Origin of the sequence: Natrinema halophilum (assembly GCF_013402815.2) — an archaeon.
In the GTDB taxonomy this organism is placed as follows: Archaea; Halobacteriota; Halobacteria; order Halobacteriales; family Natrialbaceae; genus Natrinema; species Natrinema halophilum.
In genome coordinates this window covers 663,135-681,640 of the sequence record NZ_CP058601.1, presented here as the reverse complement: position 1 = coordinate 681,640, position 18,506 = coordinate 663,135, and the positions used below count along the sequence as shown (strand labels likewise).

Annotated in this window: 15 protein-coding genes and 1 tRNA gene; 8 read left to right on the top strand and 8 right to left on the bottom strand. The window is 57.3% G+C overall.

Annotated features, from left to right (window positions below):
* Positions 1-326 precede the first annotated feature (326 nt).
* Positions 327-1,844 (top strand): aldehyde dehydrogenase family protein, encoded by a 1,518-nt coding sequence (locus HYG82_RS24115; RefSeq protein ID WP_179259674.1) that lies wholly within the window; start codon positions 327-329, stop codon positions 1,842-1,844.
* 248 nt (positions 1,845-2,092) lie between these two features.
* Here HYG82_RS24115 and HYG82_RS24110 read toward each other — a convergent pair whose 3' ends face one another.
* Complete coding sequence (locus HYG82_RS24110; protein ID WP_179259673.1) at positions 2,093-2,269, bottom strand: DUF7838 family putative zinc beta-ribbon protein; 177 nt, start codon at positions 2,267-2,269, stop codon at positions 2,093-2,095.
* A gap of 131 nt (positions 2,270-2,400) precedes the next feature.
* Between HYG82_RS24110 and HYG82_RS24105 the strand changes: the two genes are divergently transcribed.
* Positions 2,401-2,934, top strand: a complete 534-nt coding sequence (locus HYG82_RS24105; RefSeq protein ID WP_179259672.1) for a cob(I)yrinic acid a,c-diamide adenosyltransferase — start codon at positions 2,401-2,403, stop codon at positions 2,932-2,934.
* 141 nt (positions 2,935-3,075) lie between these two features.
* Positions 3,076-3,150, top strand: a tRNA-Val gene (locus HYG82_RS24100).
* Positions 3,151-3,428: 278 nt separating this feature from the next.
* Here the strand turns inward: HYG82_RS24100 and HYG82_RS24095 are convergent.
* From HYG82_RS24095 to HYG82_RS24085, 3 genes are all read right to left on the bottom strand, one after another.
* Positions 3,429-4,148, bottom strand: coding sequence for a DUF2270 domain-containing protein (locus HYG82_RS24095; protein WP_179259671.1), 720 nt, complete (start codon positions 4,146-4,148; stop codon positions 3,429-3,431).
* Positions 4,149-4,683: 535 nt separating this feature from the next.
* A complete protein-coding gene (locus tag HYG82_RS24090) occupies positions 4,684-6,369 on the bottom strand; it encodes an MFS transporter (RefSeq protein ID WP_179259670.1) in 1,686 nt (561 codons plus the stop codon).
* Positions 6,370-6,862: 493 nt separating this feature from the next.
* The gene (locus HYG82_RS24085) at positions 6,863-7,117 is read right to left on the bottom strand and encodes a HalOD1 output domain-containing protein (RefSeq protein ID WP_235217811.1); all 255 of its coding nucleotides are present in this window, start codon (positions 7,115-7,117) and stop codon (positions 6,863-6,865) included.
* 260 nt (positions 7,118-7,377) lie between these two features.
* Between HYG82_RS24085 and HYG82_RS24080 the strand changes: the two genes are divergently transcribed.
* On the top strand, positions 7,378-7,860 hold the full coding sequence (locus HYG82_RS24080; RefSeq protein WP_179259668.1) for an Lrp/AsnC family transcriptional regulator: 483 nt from the start codon (positions 7,378-7,380) through the stop codon (positions 7,858-7,860).
* A 181-nt stretch (positions 7,861-8,041) separates the two neighbouring features.
* Here the strand turns inward: HYG82_RS24080 and HYG82_RS24075 are convergent, their stop codons facing one another.
* Positions 8,042-10,960, bottom strand: coding sequence for a PKD domain-containing protein (locus HYG82_RS24075; RefSeq protein WP_179259667.1), 2,919 nt, complete (start codon positions 10,958-10,960; stop codon positions 8,042-8,044).
* Between the two features lie 675 nt (positions 10,961-11,635).
* Between HYG82_RS24075 and HYG82_RS24070 the strand changes: the two genes are divergently transcribed.
* Positions 11,636-12,514, top strand: a complete 879-nt coding sequence (locus tag HYG82_RS24070; RefSeq protein WP_179259666.1) for a COX15/CtaA family protein — start codon at positions 11,636-11,638, stop codon at positions 12,512-12,514.
* Between the two features lie 61 nt (positions 12,515-12,575).
* Here the strand turns inward: HYG82_RS24070 and HYG82_RS24065 are convergent, their stop codons facing one another.
* On the bottom strand, positions 12,576-13,067 hold the full coding sequence (locus tag HYG82_RS24065) for a metal-dependent hydrolase (protein ID WP_179259665.1): 492 nt from the start codon (positions 13,065-13,067) through the stop codon (positions 12,576-12,578).
* A gap of 237 nt (positions 13,068-13,304) precedes the next feature.
* On the opposite strand from HYG82_RS24065, the gene HYG82_RS24060 reads away from it, so the two are divergent.
* The 3 genes from HYG82_RS24060 to HYG82_RS24050 all read left to right on the top strand — a co-directional run bounded on the left by HYG82_RS24060 (position 13,305) and on the right by HYG82_RS24050 (position 17,138).
* A complete protein-coding gene (locus HYG82_RS24060) occupies positions 13,305-13,937 on the top strand; it encodes a uracil-DNA glycosylase family protein (protein ID WP_179259664.1) in 633 nt (210 codons plus the stop codon).
* Positions 13,938-14,428: 491 nt separating this feature from the next.
* Positions 14,429-15,790: an NAD-dependent succinate-semialdehyde dehydrogenase gene (locus HYG82_RS24055; RefSeq protein WP_179264339.1), complete on the top strand. Its 1,362-nt coding sequence runs from the start codon at positions 14,429-14,431 to the stop codon at positions 15,788-15,790.
* Positions 15,791-15,986: 196 nt separating this feature from the next.
* The gene (locus HYG82_RS24050; protein WP_179259663.1) at positions 15,987-17,138 is read left to right on the top strand and encodes a multicopper oxidase domain-containing protein; all 1,152 of its coding nucleotides are present in this window, start codon (positions 15,987-15,989) and stop codon (positions 17,136-17,138) included.
* 112 nt (positions 17,139-17,250) lie between these two features.
* On the opposite strand, the gene HYG82_RS24045 is transcribed toward HYG82_RS24050, so the two are convergent.
* Together HYG82_RS24045 and HYG82_RS24040 are read right to left on the bottom strand one after the other, a co-directional pair.
* Positions 17,251-17,514 carry a MarR family transcriptional regulator gene (locus HYG82_RS24045; RefSeq protein ID WP_179259662.1) on the bottom strand — a complete coding sequence of 88 codons (264 nt, stop codon included), beginning with the start codon at positions 17,512-17,514 and terminating at the stop codon, positions 17,251-17,253.
* Entirely contained in the window at positions 17,515-18,495 is a 981-nt protein-coding gene (locus tag HYG82_RS24040; RefSeq protein ID WP_179259661.1) for a transcription initiation factor IIB, read from the bottom strand.
* Positions 18,496-18,506: the final 11 nt, after the last annotated feature.

Sequence of the window (18,506 nt, the reverse complement as noted above, 5' to 3'; positions counted from 1 at the left end):
TCGGTGAGCGGACTGTGGTTCGGGATTCTCCGGCAGTTCAGCGATGTCTCGATCCACCGCTGGCCGACGATCCGACGTACCGTTAGCGGTCGTGTCGGTATCGAAGTCCCGCTGTCCGAGAGAGCACTTCTTTCACCCTCGATACCGCCCTGTGGATCCGTTCTCCGTGGCTGCAATACGGTCTGTTCGATACCTGCCGTCAGAGACGTCGTGTTCCAACTGCTGCTTCCGGATAGGATGCCGATGCAAATACAACGCCAGTCTCGATTACGATTATAGATTAATAATGAAAAACTATTCCTCAATGGAACTCACTTCTACGAGCTGTGTCTAGTCAAACTAACCCGACTGACGATCGCTGGTCGGCGATAACTGAACGTCATCGAGAGACAGCTGATGTCGTCGTCCCGGACCGAACATCGCTGTATATCGACGGTGCATTCACGAACGCGGACGACGGTGGTACGTTCCGAACGACTGATCCGACGACGAATTACGAACTCGCGTCAGTCGCACGGGGGCGCAACGCGGACGTGAATCGTGCGGTCGATGCTGCATGGAGTGCGTTCGAACGGGAATGGTCCGGGTTTACTGCGGGAGACCGCCAGCGCATACTGATCGACATCGCTGATACGATCGACGCCCATACCGAAGAACTCGCCCAGTTGGAGACGCTCGACAACGGTAAACCGATTACGGAATCGAGAGTCGACGTTCGCTCGGCCGCAGAACAGTTCCGATATTTCGCGGGAATCGTCTGCGAGGACAGCGGTAAGACGATGACCGACGAGTCGCGGTACGGGCAGGTCATCACGGAACCGTACGGAGTCGTCGGTCAGATCATTCCGTGGAATTTCCCCCTGATGATGGCCTCCTGGAAACTCGCACCCGCACTCGCTGCAGGCAACTGTTCGGTGTTGAAACCGGCCGAACAAACGCCGCTCTCGGCGCTGCGACTCGCCGAACTGATCGACGATATCGTTCCGGACGGCGTCGTCAACGTCGTTACCGGCTACGGAGAAGAGGCCGGAGAACCGTTGACTCGCCATCCAGACGTTCGGAAAGTCGCGTTTACTGGCTCGACAGCCGTCGGAAAACGGGTAATGAAGAACGCCGCCGAAAATATCACTGACATTACACTCGAGCTTGGAGGCAAGAGTCCCATCGTTGTATACCCTGACGTCGGCGTTTCGAAGGCCATCCAACTGGTCACCGCTGCGATCTTCTACAACACCGGCGAGTGCTGCGAAGCCGGATCGCGGCTGTTCATCCACGAAGATTGTGCCGACGAGGTTCTCGCAGGACTCGTGGAAGCTGTCGATGGAATGAAAATCGGAGACCCGTTACGCGAAGAGACAGACCTCGGCCCAAAAGTCTCTACCGAGCAAGTCGATCGAACGCTCGAGTACATCGACGCGGCCCGAGAGGCCGGCGGCCAGTTCCTCACCGGTGGCGACCGTCCCGACGATACGATCCTTTCCGAAGGCTGTTACGTCGAACCGACCCTCATCGAAGGACTCGATCACGATCACTCGGCCGTCCAGGAGGAGATTTTCGGCCCGGTCCTCGAGGTATTCAGATGGAGCGATTACGACGCGATGATCGAGGTCGCAAACGACGTCGATTACGGACTTGCGGGTGGCGTCATCACTGACGATATCACCCAGGCGAATCGAACGGCACGTGATATCGAGGCCGGATATATCTGGATAAATAATTATCACGACCTCCCTCCAGGTCTCCCGTTCGGTGGTTACAAGCAGTCCGGAATCGGTCGCGAACTCAGTACGGACACGTTAGACCACTACCAGCAGACCAAGACGATCAACATGTCACTCGAGTAGGATCGGTTTCCCAGCCGGTAGTCGGAAACGAGCGACCACATTCGTCTGATTTGCGTTTTTTGGCTGCCGATTGATCGGCGAGCCACTGGAGAGAAGCCCGCGGCTGGATCGAAATCGAGAACGACGAACCGGTCGCAAAACTCCAATCAGACTCCTGTCGATACTGAGAAAGAAGAGTAACGCCGATCCGAAATTTCGAACGGGGAAACGCCCGTTCCTCAGACGAATGAATCCGACACCCGAGTCGGTTACGCGGTGCTCGAATCGATCACGGTCCCGTTGTCGCGAATCTGTACGAATCCGTAGTCACAGTCGGGACAGTGCCACTTGATTTTCTCGCCGAGGTGAAGGGAGGTACTGGCAGCGCGATAAAACGTCTTTTCCCCTCCGCAGTTAGGACAGTGGTGATCGAGTTCTAGAGCCATAGGTGCGGGTAACGACCGAAACGAGTTTAACGTATTGATTCGGATAGCGCTCCGAGCTGCGTCGCCTCCCAGAACTGGATCAGGGGCCGAGTGACACGGAAGTTAAGTAGAATCCGTTCGTCGGTTTTGCCATGTCCATCTATACCGGCCGCGGCGACGACGGGGAGACGGACCTTCGAGACATGACTCGCATCTCGAAGGCCAGCGCCCGTATCGAAGCGTACGGAACCGTCGACGAACTCAACGCGCTCCTCGGTACCGTTCGACCGACCGACTACGACGATATCGACGACCGCCTGGCCGAAGTCCAGAACCACCTTCACGTCGTGCAAGCCGATTTCGCGAATCCCGATCCGGACGAGGACGACCCTGCGATCCGCGCCGATCACGTCGAGACCGTCGAAAACTGGATCGACGAGTACGACGATGAACTCGAGCCGCTGACCTCGTTTATTCTGCCGACGGGAAGCGAACCCGGAGCAGCGCTGCACCACGCTCGGACCGTCTGTCGTCGCGCCGAGAGACGCGCCGTGGCGCTCGCGTCGAACGAGCAAATCAACGAAGACGCCGTCCAGTATCTCAACCGCCTTTCAGACGGGCTGTTCACCTTCGCCCGCGTCGTGAACGCACGTGATGGTGAGCCGGAAGACTCACCGAACTACTAACGGTCTCGACGGTGCCCTCGAGACGGAACCGAAACACCCGCCGCGTCGAGCGACCGCTGATCGGTGGAGAGCCCTCGAGCGAACCCGGCACTGATCAGTGAAAGGAAGCCTTAAGTTGAACGGACGGGTAGCGCCTCGTGCGGGTTGGTGATCTAGTCCGGTTATGATACCTCCTTCACACGGAGGAAGTCGGCAGTTCAAATCTGCCCCAACCCATCAATTTCCTTATTGGTTTTAAATGATGGTATAGCGGAGCTGTCTTTCGTTTTCCCTCTAAGAGGGGATTGGTTTCATGCAATCACCACCTCTTTTCGTCCGAACCCGATGACGGGATACGGTTCGTTCGAAGGATACGCTCGAGGTGTTAGAACCGTTCCTCGTTTCAATCGGATAATCACAGAGTGTGTTAGCGGTTGCCGCCGTATCGAGGGTACAGAATCCACATTTATCCGTATTTATCCTCTATTACCTCCTCAGGCACCCATAGACCGAGTTTATCGGTCTGTCTCTTTCCATTCGTCCGGGTCCCCTTCACGGAATTCACCCTTGGCATGGCGCTCGTGGGGCCAGAAGGTGACGCCCAGCAGTGCGACGTAGAACACACCCACAACGGCAACCACAGCAATCCCGGGGACACGGGCGACTTCAGCGGTTGTCAGCCAGTCTTGGCGCGGCGCGAACGCTGTAATCCTGAATATCCATGCGCCCAACAGGACACTGAGCAGAGGAAGGTACACACTCCGGAGCCGGTTTGCGAGTGCTTCGTATAACGAGACTTTCAACGTCGGCCTGCGATAATCCTTGCTCAGTTCCGCTCGCCAGTCGTGACTTTCAGTGCCTTGGGACGGATCGAGGGCGTTTGCGAACAGGTTCTCTTGGATGACTCGAGCACGAGAGCGAAAGACATCGTAGTCCCGGTACCGACTTGCTTCGATGCCCAGAAAGATGGTGACGACAACGATCCCGATCAGCAACAGATAGTGTGGGTTATCGGTACTCGAAAACGCCCACGTCAAGATTGCTGCTATCAGCGTCACCGCCCACGTCGTCGTCTCGTCGAGGCGCTGGCGCCACATCCCCACTCGGTCTATCTCTCCGCGATAGGTGTGGGCCATCACCGAACCGAGTCCCGTACTGTCGTCAACCATTTCGCGGCCGATCTCTCGGTGGTCTGGTGCTGATGGGTCGAACTCGTCGTTACTCGAATCGGTCATAGAGGAGGGACATCTCCCCGCTCCATAAGCAGTTATGGTGACAGCATAACCTGAGTGTCATGTACTGGAGAACAACGAACAGCACACAGGTCTACTGACCGGTAGATTTGCCGAAATTATCCGGAACAAACGAGGTCAGTTTGCTGCATCCATTCTCTGTATTCTGCACACGATTCCTATCAATCGTTGATGGTTTCAACAGAGCTATCATCCATTATTCATGTCGGAGACATCAGCACGAAATTCTCGAGGTGCGGGGCGACGATCCCGTGTCAGTAAAATGATGGGTGAAACAAACGGAGCGCGCGTAGCGAAGCGAGCACGTCTCGGGGTCAATTAAATCTGCTCCAATCCACTCGTTTATTTTCTGAAGTAGAGAAGCGGGCTCTGATACGGTCGCACCGACATGGTCTCGAGTACATCGAGAGCAAGCCAGTGAGACCTCTCGAGGTTATAGCAAGCCAGCTGAAACAGCGGTCCCTGCGCGACCGAAAGGAGATGGCTCGCATCCGAGGTGTCCGGTTGGTGGTTTCGGTTAGTCCTCCACGGCTGTTTCAGAAGCCTCACGCGTCGTGCCTCCGGGTGATTCGGGGTCGTCGGTTCGGTCGTCGTCTCCCGGTATCTGCCGTGGCAAGAACGACGATGCGATAAGCAGGAGCAACACGATTAGGACGAGGAGGAGCAGCGCCGCCCGTTGAGCGTCGAACATCGCAGCTTCAAAGATACCCTCGAGCAGTTCTCGTTGGACAGGAGTGAGTCGGTTCAGGAACTGTTGCTGGGAGGCTTCGGTCGCCGTCTCTGCTGCATCTTCGAGAGCGATCACCAGATCGTTTCGTTGCGCTGCTGAAACGGTCACGCGTTCGGCCCGTAATACTCCATCGACGACACTCCCGTAGAACTGTCCGAGGAAATACGAACCAACGACTGCTGTCCCCAGGGAGTACCCTATCGAACTGCTTACGTTCAGGACTCCGGATGCCTCGGCGGAGTCCGCGGTGGGGACGGCAGACATCGTCATATTGGATATCTGTGCCAGAATGAGTCCGACACCGGCTCCGACAAGCGCCACTGGGATAGCCATCCCGCTGATCGTCTGATCGGGGCCCGTCTGCTCGTACAACAGCACCAGTCCCAAGCCCATACACACGATGCCGACCTGGATGAGGGTCTTTGGTGAGATAAACTTCCGCCAACTGGTCGTCACCGTCGACAAAAGGATCGACGCGAGCGAATACGGTAACAACGCTAGCCCAGATTCGAAGGCAGTGTATCCGAGTACAGCCTGGAGATAGACCGGGAAGATAAAAAAGAAGCCAGCCGAGATTATCGAGCGGATATTGTACGTGATAACACCTGATAAAAACGGGCGGTTCGTCAGTACATTCAGCGGAACGAGCGGCGATTTGCCAGTACGTTGCAGCCTGCGTTCGTACTGAACGAACGCGGCAAACGCGAGCAATCCGGACCCGAGAAACCAGATCGCCGGCGACGTCCCGAATGGATTAAACTGCAACTCGCCGACGACGAACGGTCGCCGTTCGACTAACCACCCATACTTCCCGCTGAGAAGGAATCCGGTGACGAGCGACGTCGAACCGACGACGGACAGAGCTGTCCCACCTTTGTCCAGCGAACTGCGTGTTTCAGACAGCGGCTCCGAACTCATATACTGAACGAAAAAGAGAATAACGACCACACCGATGAGTTGGAGCGTAAACCCCCACCGCCAACTCGCGTACGTGGTTAGTGCTCCACCGATAATCGGTCCGAGAGTTCCGCCAACTCCGCTTACGCCGGCCAACAGTCCGAACGCCTTCGCCCGGTCATCGCCTTCGTAACTTACTCTCAATTCGGTGTACGTCAGGGGAAATATCACGGCGGCCGCGGAGCCCTCGATGAATGACCAGCCGATATAGAGGACCGTAGTATTCCAGCTGATCGCTGCTACCACCGTCCCGCCGGCATAAACGATCAGAGCGATTGCCATTACACGCCTACTACTATGCCGAGACGGCAACGTACCGGCTGGAAGAACCAGCGCAGCGATCACCAACGAGTAGAGTGAAACCGCCCCTTGAATTACGGTTACCGTGGTGTCAAAATCAGCTACCATCGTGGGAATCGCCACGTTCATCAGGGATGCATTGATGACCACGATGAACGTCGTCAGACTCACGGCGATTGCTGGGGCCCAGTGTTGTATTCCCGTCTGTAAGCGCATCGGGAGACGAGAGCTGCCGGTAGAAGGAGGCCCGTCTGGGGGCATGCAGTAGTCTACTACTTTTGACCCACAAATAGCATGGACCTGGGGAGGCACCGCAAGTCAGAGATATCCCTCGGACTTTCGGGACAGGGAGGATGTCAGTTCGGATCGTCAGCGGTCGATGGTCGCCAGGTCCTCACTCCTGACGGAATAACACGAGAGGATTTTCCAGTGGCAGTTAAGTTATTTACCACCTCGAGGACGGGGAAGAAGAGCTAGTCCTAGAGCGTGGACAACCAAGACAGAACTGTTTCACTCGAAAGTTTCTCCCAAAGAAACGGCTTATGAGTCACCTGTCCACGCTACTTTGCACTCCTCGCTGCAGAACGAGAGAGGTGAGACATCGTCGCCGTCTGTTTCCACTTCGACGATCGGCGGAGGATCAGCGGTGCTGTATTCTCCTCCACAGGAGGAGCAAACGTTCCAGAATTCAGGTTCGTCGTCGGCCACTCTAGTCCCTCACAGTGACCTTCCCTATGCTGGAAACGCAAACGTTGTATCCGCAGTAGGCGAACTCGACAGAGACGTCCTCACCATTTCGAACGAGTTTTCCGAGGGCATCCGGGTCGATCACGGTACTCAACGGTCGCAACTCCAACGGCGACGTACCATCTATATCAGCAACAGCGTTGACGACTGCTTCAGTGACTGCATCTGGTCCGCGGCGATTTATCGTCGTCGACGTCGTATTCTGTGCGGGGTTCACAGAAGGAACTGGGCAGCCACGTATATAAACATCTGGGTAAGGATTCGGTAATTCCCTAATAGCACACATAGGGGTGGAATTTCGAAATCAATCCCCATCATATGGTATATTCCCATCCTACTTCGGTTCATATATTTCAATTTTGGAAAGGAGAGTTCGGCAAATCAATATCCTCACCCATATTCTAAAAAATTCGAAATTATATCCCAGATCTAGTTGAGTATCGAAATACCCATGGAGGTAGCTCGACAAGTACTCCTGTGACTGAGTACCAACTCGATGACGTAGACGAGCAGTTGCTTACCTTGCTTCAGGAGAATGCTCGGGCCAAGGCAATCGAGCTTGCTGAGGAAATCGGTGTTTCAGACAACACCATTCACAATCGAATGGAACGGTTAGCAGATGCCGGAATCATCACCGGATATACACCAATTATCGACCACGAGCAGACGGGTCTTCGTCTCCACTTTCATTTCAGCTGTACGGCCCGTATCAGCGACCGCTCGACCGTGGCCGAGAAGGCGTTGGCGCTTCCACAAGTCACCGACGTAACCGAACTGATGACCGGCCAGGAAAATCTCCACATCAAGGCAGTCGGCGCCCATGATGAGGATATTACCCACGTTGCCGAACAACTCGACGATCTCGACCTCGAGATAAATGACGAAAATCTCATCCGTGCTAATCATAGCACACCACTCGATTACGTTGAGGTGATGGAACTGGTAGAGGTCGAACAATAGATCCCCGAACCCCGCACGATGTACGGGTTTCGAGACGGGCTAAGAGATCCAATCGACAAGGGGAGGGGCAGATTCGATCAGTGGGAGGCGAAAAGTTCTAGGTTGCAACACTGGTTCTACCGAATTCCGACACGATAAGATGGGTTTAGAGCAACTTCGAGAAGAGACAGAAAAGAGTTGGTTACTCGAGTCGCCGAGCGAGGGAGATGAGCGCTCCGAGAGACAGGAGCGTCACGAGCGGACCGAATCCGGGGGTACCATCACTACCAGTCCCTGAGGGTTCCGAAGACGAACCCTCGGTGGTTGAATCGTCGTTTGGTGACGATTCGTCCGTGGTGGCTGTTTCGTTCGATGAATCGTCCGTAGTGGACGAGTCATCCGTCGAATCGTCCGTGTCGGATGGATCGGCTGTCGAATCGTCCATGTCGGATGGGTCGGCTGTCGAATCATCCGTATCGGATGGATCGTCCACAGTAGACGTTTCGTTCGTGGACCCATCAGTACTGGACGAATTGTCCGACGGTGACGTATCCGATGAATTGCTCGAGTACGATGACCCGCCCCAGGTAATACTGCTGCTGGAGATCGAAGCGGTGACCGTGTCGGTGTCCGTGTTGCCCGCGCCGTCGCTTACCCGGACGGTAACCGTGTACGTCCCGCTCGACTGGAACGTGTGGGAGGTCGTTGCGGACCCTGAGGAGGTATCGTAGCTTCCATCGTTGTCGAAATCCCATTCGTAGGTCGTGATCCCGACGTTGTCGCTCGAGGAAGCGGCGTCGAACGAGACGGACGAACCGATGGTACCCGAGACGGACGAACCGGCGTCGGCGGTTGGGGCGGTGTTGTCTGTCTTCGAGATCGTCACTTGCCCGCTCGAGTAGTGGAGACTGATATTGACGTAGGCGCCACCGTTCACGTCGTTGACGTTCATGTTCACGTTGGAGTTCTGGTACTGCGCGGCGAGTTGGGTCGATGGATTCGTCACGCCCCAGCTATCCAACAGAGATTGCGGCAGGAATGCCTTGTAGTAACCCTGGTTGATGTTGCCGTTGACGGTTTTGTGGGGCCCGGCGAGGGGGACTCGAAGACCCGGTTGCTGTCCGTTCTTCGCCGGGATGTACGTCGGCATGCTAAACATTTGTGCGTCGGTGGAGACGGTCATCCCGTCGAGATCCGACGGCGACGCCTGGAAGAAGTCGCCCTTTGCATTGCCGATTCCGAGTCGGAGGGCGGTAGACCAGCCGTAGTCCGCTGTGTCGTTTTTGACTGCGGCGTCCCACTCAGAGGGACTACTCGGATATCCACCTTCGAACTGGGTCTTGTAATCGAGTTGTGCGGGTCGAAGCGTGATCGAGATATTCGTCTCGTTCGCGTTCGGGCCGGGCGACTTCGTCCACGTCAGGTTTCGACCGTTGCTGGCCATCACGCGCGGCGAGTAATTGTCAACCGTGAGGTTGACTCGGAATTCGGTCGTTGTGTCGGCGCCAATCGTGCTGAGGTTGTACTTGTCCGCGCGTTGCTGTCCGTTGGTGATCTGGAAGCCGATAAACCCGCTGTCGTACTGTGCGGACACCTGTGGCAGCTGGGACGGCTGTGTTCCATTGACGTGTTTGATGGTGACCGACCCGTCTTTCACTACCGGGCCACGAACGTCGGCAGTGAACGGCTCTGAATAGCCAGTGGAGACGTTGAGATAGCCGCTGTGGTTTTTCTTGGTGGTGTACGTGTGTTCGACCATCGCGAACCCGGTGCTGCTGGCTTCGACGAGCACATCCCGTTGATCGACGACCGATCCGCCCACGGTAAGATTCACCGTTCGAACAGCGTCCGCATCACCGGTGTTGTTCAACTCGACGAAGTACTGCGTCGACGTGCCGTTGACCGGTTTCGCCGGTACCACCGTATTCCGAACGTTCACGTTCGGCGTCCCGGAGGTGTCGTCTAGAACCTGGACGGACAACATCTTCCCGTCCACGAACAGGTACTTTTCGCCCGCAGTATCGTAAGAGAGGGAGAACGAGATACGTTTCTGACTGTTGGCTCCAACCGAAATCTGCTTGGTCTGGCTGCCGGTGCCGTTCCACAAAAAGACGTTCTTCGATCGACTCGTGCTGGTCGGGTTATCGTACGTTATATTGAGCGTCGTCGACTCACCTTTCGAGAGAACCGTCTTCCCGAACGAGGTGCTCTTTAGCTCGAGCGCCTTCTGTACCGTTACCGTAGTGTTCGCGCCGTCGTTGACGGTAAGATTGTACGTACCAGAGTTTCGGAATTTGGAGACGAACGACACGTTCTTTTGACCGCCGCCCGGGATCGTCACCGGTTGTTTCGAGGGCCCGAACTGCGACTCAAAACCGGAGTCGACGCTCGTCGACCAGCCGACGACCGACACCGTCTTCTTGCTGCTACCGGTGTTATTGATCGTCGCAGTCAGATTGACAGCCTCATTCGTATAGGGCGACGTGGTGTTCGTCTGGAGGTTCGTAACCGAAATATCCGGGTCCGTGACGTCGACGCGTCCAGTCTCCATGCCTGCGGATACCTGGTGTCCGCCGAGCATTTTAAATTCCTCTACGAACTGAACGGTCGTCGTTGCACCGGGGGCAAGCGAAACCTCCGTCGAATTCGTCGTCGATCCGTCCTTGGACAACTCGACAATTCGGTCGGTCGCCGTATTGCCGTTGTTTTTCAGGGACACTGAGGCCGTCGACGAATCACCGGGTGTCGAGATGACCTCGGTCGACAGCGACAGTGACTGCGTCTCGATCGGGTTTTTGGCGACGGAGATCTGGTTCGGCCCCGAAGATCCGGCAGAGTACGTGTTGGTTCCGTCCGACGAGAACGTGACGTTTGCTTCCACGTACCCGGTCTCGCCCGACTTGAGGGTCACGGATTTCGAGACTTTCGTTCGCTGCTGTCCGTACGGATCCGTGATTTTGAAAGCGATCGTTTTCGACGCACTCGAGCTGCCCGTATTCTCCACCGTCGCGTTCACCGTCATGTTCTGCTCCGTGAAGACGGTCCCCGATCCTTCTCGAGCGACGTTGGTGACTTGGACCGGGTGTTTCGTTACGTTGAGCGAACCGGTATCTGACGTCAAGGATCCTTTCGATTTGTTTATAACCTCGAGAGTGAGGGTCTCGGATACCCCCTGATTGTAGCGTCCGGCAGGTATCGTGAGGTTCACAGTGCCGTTCGTCTTGGTGAGACTTTTTTCCTGAAAGTTTGAGGACAATGAGCTATCAATGGTGGCAAAAGCACCGTTGCTATCTTTGACCTGTAGTTGCAAATCAGCTAAATTTTGGTTCGAGGCGTTGTACCCGACCTCGATGGTCGACATTGATTCGTTCGTGATATTTGCGTTCGTCATTTCCCCACCAGTCGCGGGAGGAACGTTCCCGACGGTTCCCCCACTCAGCGTTTGCGCCCCCACAGGCGCACTCACCCAAAGAATGGACATGATGAGGAATGCTGAACACGACAAAGCGACAATTCGATGGCGCTCGGGATTTACGGACATCTTCTAGAGATGTACTAGTATCACAAAGTAATGATTATGGCCGATCTTATATATTCATATCTCTTACATCAAATTGAATTAGTTCGTTATTTGATAGTAGCTCCTTACCAATGGAAGCTTCGATCGAACCCTCATCAGATTATCGAGGTGTCCATCTCAGGTTTTACATGCTAGCTCGGAAATCGGCGATTCCCGGATTACTGGACGACTCGGGCAACCTAAGTACGGCCCGTTCTAACCGTCGACAGAACGCCCGTGTCGTACGAAAATCACACGCCCGACTCGAGACTTCGGTCATTGATCGACCGGTTTGGCTATCCACACCTGCTGACCGCCACGCTCGTACTGGTTGCGGCGACGATTCTGCTCGGCGTCGCAGCGAAGGCGACGGGATCCGGACTGGCGTGCGAGGCAAACTGGCCCCGGTGTGACGGCGGGCCGTACAACCTATTCCCGGCGAACCTGCCGAGTTTCTACGAGTGGTTCCACCGCTTCGTGTCGATGTTTGCGGGCTTTGCCATCGTCGGCTCCGCGCTTGCGGCCTGGCGGCGTCCGGACGTCGACCGTCGCGTGACTGCGCTGGTCGTTCTCGGAATGGTCTTGACCCCGGTTCAGGTCGCACTCGGGCGCGAAACGGTCAAGCAGTACACGATGGACATCCTCTCGTTACACTTCTGGACCGCCGTCACGATCTTTACGCTGTTTCTGGTCGCCACCGTGATCGTCTGGACGCCGCGGCTAACGGGGACGCACGTCACCGCTGCACTCGTGCTCGGCATCGTCACCATACCGGCCCACGTCGTCCTCAGTCCCGCAGTCGATGCAGGAATCGCGACCTACTCGCCGACGATGCAACTAACTCAATACGCGGTCACCATCACGCTCCTCGGAGCCGCCATCGTCGCCGCTATGGTCGGCCGTCGACGGTTTACGGGCCGTGCTGTTGTCCCGCTTCTCGCAGCACCGCCGATCGTCGTCGTCGTACTCTTCTTCGGCCGGCAAGCGGTCAATCCGACCCTGGAAGCACCGTACCTCGTCGCCGTCGCGGCGCTCCTCGTGACGCTCGCCGCCGGAATGGTGTTGACCCGGCGCGAAGGAGTCTCGAAAAAAGAATCCAACTCGCTCTCTCGATGAACTGACCTACCGAACCAGGTATTCGATAGCGTTCAGCCGACAATCCAGTATTCGATGGGGGTCAACCGAGGAAGAAAACGAGCGAAATTCCAGCGAGGACGGCACCGACGCCGAGACCGAATAGCCCGTAGTTAGCGATCGGACTCCCGGCGGTGGTCACGTTGAACGAATACCGACGGCGTGAGAGCGGCCAGAACGGGCGTATACCCATCGGCGTCAACGCATCTGCGAGGAGGTGTGAACTGATCGAGACGACACCGACGAGGAACGCAAAACCGACGACACCGGCGTCGGCGAACGCGGAAGCGGCGTCAACGAGAAGGGCAGCCAGGGCGGCGAGACCGGCGCCGACGAGTAGCGCGAACGCGATCGTATGGGTTGGACCGCGGTGTGAGATGAATGGCAACCGGTGATCGTAGTCCGGGAGGGTCGATAACATAACGCAGACGAGCCCACCGACGATCGCAACGCCTCCATATCCCCCCAATGCGACGATGGTGCCAATCGGCGAGTACGCCAGTAACGCGCCGCCGTAGTGGCCCATCTGATACATTTACAAAATGAAATGCGCGTCTATAGTATAAACCCACCGTCATTCGATATCGCTATCTTACCGAACGAGACTGGCCATCAAAGCCATCTTGCAGTTACCGTGGCCAACGATCTACCGACGTCAGACGGACAGCTATCTACCCGTTCAACTAACAGGTGTATCGGTCATGAACTCAAGCCCCGTGACAATCTGCCGCGACCGCGGGTGTTTTGACCATCCGCTTCCACTCACCCCAGTGTGCGAAACGTGACCGACAGGACCAGTAATCCGTTCGGAATCCGACCACCGTTCGACCGCGCCGACCCGAACGACCGGACTGCCGTCTTCGGGTACGGTGATGCTAACGCCGATTTTCACGTCATCGGCGACTATCCCGGCATCCACGGCGGCGAGTCCACCGGCGTTCCCTTCACTGAAACCGATAGTGGGACCGCCATTCAGAGCGTTCTTCGCGATGTCGGCTTCGCGAGTGGCCCGAGAGATCACCCCTCCCTTGAGAACTGCTTTGCGAGTTACGTCCACATGTGCAGCCTTCCGGATGGAGAGACCCCGACGGCGAACGACTACGCTGACCTCGAGCGCTTTTTCGACGCCGAACTCCGGGCGATCAACGCCCACATCCTCCTGCCGGTCGGTGAACACGCAACTGATCACGTTCTTCGCGAGTACACGACGCAGCGTCACCGATTCAGTCTCGATATGACGCGGCTTCATGCGACCGATATCCGCGGGCGGGGATTTCTGGTCGTCCCGATTAAAGAGCCTACGACGTGGGACAATGGTGACCGCGAGGCAATCCTTTCTCGCCTCCTGGGCCTGCTCGCGAGCGATTACCGGCAGACGAAAGGTGTGGCGACGACCGTCGGCTGAAACCGGATCGTTCGAAACGAACCGTCGGTCGTCGCGACGACGAAACGCGCCGTCCAGATTGTACGCAGAGGCTCCATCGATCGTCGTCGAATCGGATGACACGTTTCAGCCTCGATCGATCACGTTTCAGCCTCGATCGATCACGTTTCAGCCTCGATCTACTCACCTTCTCGTGGGCGAGTGCGGTCAAGAGAATCACGGACGGGGACACTCGACAGGGTTCGCTGGAAAGAGTGGGAGGCGACCGCCACAGCGTCGCGACCCGATCTCCCGTGACCGGGCGGGTGGCACCCAATACTCATCGACCAGTCCTCCGTCGACCGATCCGCTTGGCCCTGCGGTTGCCGGGCAAAAATCGATCAGCACTAGACCAGTATCGAGGCTCGAGAACGGCAACGGCAATGAGTGAAACGCGTCGAGTTCGTGCCGATTCTCGACCGGCTGCTCGATTCGACCGAGCAGGAAGCGTCGTCACGGTATTCAAACCCGCTATGGAAGTCATCAATCCAGCCACCGGCGAACGAGAGGAGACCGTCGAAGAGGACACCGAATCGGACGTCGAGGCGGCACTCGAGCGAGCCACCGCAGCCTACGAGAAGTGGTGCGACCGGCCAATTCGTGAGCGCGAGAAATTGCTCGCGGATGCGGGAGACGTCCTTCGGGAGAACAAACGCGACTACGCAGCAACGATGACCCGAGAGATGGGAAAGCCCATCTCCCAGGGTATCGCCGAAGTAGAGAAATGCGCCTGGGCGTGCGATCACTACGCGCAGCACGGAAGCACCTACCTCGAGAACGATTCCCATCCGAGTCCTGCGGGATCGACCGTCGAGACAGCCTACGAATCGCTCGGACCGATTCTGGCGGTGATGCCGTGGAACTTTCCGTTCTGGCAAGTGTTCAGATTCGCAGCGCCGAATCTAACCGCGGGTAACGTCGGACTGCTAAAACACGCCTCGAACGTCCCCGGCTGTGCACAGGCGATCGAGGCGGTCTTCGAAGAGGCCGGCTACCCCGCGAACGTTTTCCAGTCGTTGTTGATCCCCTCCGACCTGGTCGACGACGTCATCGAAGACGAACGCGTCAAAGCCGCGACCGTCACCGGCAGCGGCCCGGCGGGACGCGCCGTGGCTTCGACCGCGGGAGACCAGCTCAAGAAGACTGTTCTCGAACTCGGCGGCAGCGATCCGTTCGTCGTCCTCGACGATGCCGACCTTACGGACGCGGCCGAGACGGCCGCATGGGCGCGCAATCAGAATGGTGGTCAATCATGCATCGCCGCGAAGCGATTTCTCGTCCAGACGGGCGTGTACGACGACTTCCTCGATCAGTTCGTCGACGAAATCGAGTCGCTCACAGTCGGCGATCCGATGGACGAACAAACCGACATCGGCCCGCAGGCACGCACAGATCTCATGGAGGACCTCCACGAACAGGTCGACGCGAGTATCGAAGCAGGTGCGCGAGCCCTCATCGGCGGCGAACCGATGGACCGTGACGGTGCGTACTATCCGCCGACCATCCTCGTCGATGTGCCCGAGGACTGTCCGGCTGATAGCGAGGAAACGTTCGGCCCCGTCGCTGCAGTCTACGAGATCGACGACGAAGCGGCGATGGTCGAAAAAGCCAACGATACCGAATTCGGGCTCGGGGCGAGTATCTGGACGAACGACCGCGAGCGCGGCCGGCGCCTCGCCCGCGAGATCGACGCCGGTTGCGTCTACGTCAATCAGCTCGTAAAGTCAGATCCAAGAGTCCCGTTCGGTGGTATCAAAAACTCCGGCTACGGTCGCGAACTCGCGCGGGAGGGCATGCTCGAATTCGTGAACCGAAAAACGGTTTGGGTCGAGTAGCGACCGCTGGACCCGGTCCACTGACGCCTTGCTCGAGACGCTACTCGTGGCGTCGGTCGAACGAAGGAATCGACTGACGAACTGCTCGAGTTTCGGCTTCAGTTAAATACTATCGGAGAACATGTTCTCTTCAATTCCCGAGCCTCAAGAATCTACTCAGCCCGTTATACGCCGGCTTTTCATAGGATAACTCGTTATGAGCGATCGTATCGGTGCGCCCGGATTGGGGCTATCGCGACGTGAATTTATTGCGGCTACCGGCGGCGTTGCGGCACTGGCCGGCTGTTTGAGCCAGGAAACCCAACCGAACACCCAGTCAGTTGAGTCGTCTAGTGACCCGAAAGTGGGGGCATCGGGATCGGATCTCCCGTGGACGAGTTCTCCAGCGGTCGTTCAGGTCGACGAGCAGGGCGGAGCCGTAACGTTGCAATCGGTGACGTCCCGCCATGCCGTTCATCCGCTCGATTCGATGGGCGGACCAGTGGAACTCTCACGGGTCTGGGCGTTCAAAGCCGACGACGGCAAACCGAGCGTTCCCGGTCCGATTCTCCGAACGACCGAAGGAAACGACATCGAGGTAACGCTCGACAACACGGACGCCGACATGCCCCATACGCTGCACTTCCACGGCGCGCGAAAAACCTGGGAGAACGATGGCGTGCCGACCACGACCGGTATCACAGTCAACCCCGGTGAGAAACACACCTACACTATCCCGGCAAACGTTCCGGGGACACACCTCTATCACTGTCACTACCAGACCCATCGTCACATCGATATGGGAATGTACGGCATCTTCCGCGTCGATCCGAACGGATACGAGCCGGCCGACAAGGAATACTTCTTCACCCTCAAAGACTGGGATTCCAGGCTGAATCGCCAGTTTGCAGGCGAGGACGTCGACTACGATCCCCGCCACCGTAACCCGGACGTGTTTACGATTAACGGAAAAAGCCTTCCACGAACGCTTCACCCGGAGGACGGCTCTCCGATCGTCGTCGATCGCGGCGATACGGTTCGATTACACATGGTCAACGCGGGCTACATGTCCCACCCCATGCACACTCACAATCACAGATTCCGTCTCGTCGAGAAAGACGGCGGCCAGATCCCCGACGCAGCCCAGTACGAACAGGACGTCACCAACATCGCACCCGCGGAACGCCACACCGTCGAGTTCGACGCTGACGCCGATCCCGGCATCTACCTCATGCACTGCCACAAGGTCGACCACGCGATGAACGGTAACGCCTATCCCGGCGGCATGGTCAACGGAATCGTCTACCGCGACGCGATGGACACCGACGTCTTCGCTGACCTCATGACATACGCAGGTTACAATAACTGACCGCTCGAGGTCGAAACTGCACGCGGTGATCCCGACCGTCCGTTGCCGAAATCGGTATGTTGCTCGAATCTTCGTCCGTTTTCGAAGCCCGACAGTCGTGTCCTGACCGTTTCTAACTCCGACCCTCGGATTTCGACCGAACGTCCGATCGGCTGGACATCTGTTTCACGTCAGTGAGCTGTTGATACCCGGCCGAGGTAACGTCGTATCGTCGACAGCCGATCGGATGAATGACATCCGCTTCGTGAAGTCGGTTACACGCCTGTTCGATCGTCAATGGGTGTTCGTTGACAGCTGCTGCGATATCTACGACGTAGAGCGGCCCCGAATCGGCGAGGGTAACGAGTATAGACCGCTGGAGTTGGCTTCCCACCATCTATCTGTCACGATCCGCTTCGTAGGCCGCCAGAAGCTCCCGGTATCGGTTTCGCACCGTCACCGAACTGACACCAGTTCTCTCCCCGACCATCTCCTGTGTGAGCCGATCGCTCGTCAGCTGAGCCGCTCCGTATATCGCCGCAGCCGCGAGCCCAGCGGGGCTCCGGCCGCTATGGAGATCGTCTGCTTTTGCTGCGTCGAGGACCTCGCGAGCGAGATGTTCGGTGTCGTCGCTAACCTCGAGTTCCGACGCGTATTGTGGCAAATAGTGGATGGGATCGGCTGGTTCGATTTCTAAACCGAGTTCGCTCGACAGATACCGGTACGCGCGTTGGATCGGGAGTTTCTCGACTCGACTCACCGTCGCAAATGCAACCAGCGTTCGCGGCGTGCTGTGTTGACGAGCGGCTGCATACAGACACGCGGTCGTCATCGCCTCGATCGATCGTCCCGGGAGCAATCCATCGTCGACGGCGCGGCGATACAGCATTCCGGCGGTTTCGCGACACGGTTCCGGCAATCCCATCGCCGAGGCCATGCGTTCGATCTCGCCGAGAGCCTGTTTCAGGTTCCGTTCCTTGGCATTCTTCGACGTAAATCGTTCGTTCCAGGTCCGCAGCCGCTGGAGTCGTGTCCGTTTTCGTGCCGATATCGCGTTTCCGTATGCGTCTCGATCCTGCCAGCCGATCGTTGTGCTGAGGCCCTTATCGTGTTTTAGTGACGTCGTCGGTGCACCGACCCGTCGCCTGTCGTCCGCAGAATCGTCGAAATTCCGCCACTCGGGACCGTAATCGATTTCGTTCGCCTCGAGGACGAGCCCGCAATCGGTACACGATCGCTCTCCGTGTTCTTCGTCGTGCCGGATCCGGCCCGTACACTCCGGACACGTAGACCGCTGGCGCTCGAGTGAGGGTGCAGTCTCGCGTGTCTGGTTCCGGGTCGGTCCCTCCTCAGCCGTGTCGACGATGGTCCGAGTCATTGGTTGGTGGT

Excerpts from the sequence above, each read along its gene's own strand:
- HYG82_RS24055 (WP_179264339.1), top strand. The coding sequence starts at position 14,429 with ATGGAAGTCATCAATCCAGCCACCGGCGAACGAGAGGAGACCGTCGAA.
- HYG82_RS24045 (WP_179259662.1), bottom strand. The coding sequence starts at position 17,514 with ATGGTGGGAAGCCAACTCCAGCGGTCTATACTCGTTACCCTCGCCGAT.
- HYG82_RS24095 (WP_179259671.1), bottom strand. The coding sequence starts at position 4,148 with ATGACCGATTCGAGTAACGACGAGTTCGACCCATCAGCACCAGACCAC.
- HYG82_RS24110 (WP_179259673.1), bottom strand. The coding sequence starts at position 2,269 with ATGGCTCTAGAACTCGATCACCACTGTCCTAACTGCGGAGGGGAAAAG.
- HYG82_RS24090 (WP_179259670.1), bottom strand. The coding sequence starts at position 6,369 with ATGCGCTTACAGACGGGAATACAACACTGGGCCCCAGCAATCGCCGTG.
- HYG82_RS24065 (WP_179259665.1), bottom strand. The coding sequence starts at position 13,067 with ATGTATCAGATGGGCCACTACGGCGGCGCGTTACTGGCGTACTCGCCG.
- HYG82_RS24050 (WP_179259663.1), top strand. The coding sequence starts at position 15,987 with ATGAGCGATCGTATCGGTGCGCCCGGATTGGGGCTATCGCGACGTGAA.
- HYG82_RS24105 (WP_179259672.1), top strand. The coding sequence starts at position 2,401 with ATGTCCATCTATACCGGCCGCGGCGACGACGGGGAGACGGACCTTCGA.
- HYG82_RS24040 (WP_179259661.1), bottom strand. The coding sequence starts at position 18,495 with ATGACTCGGACCATCGTCGACACGGCTGAGGAGGGACCGACCCGGAAC.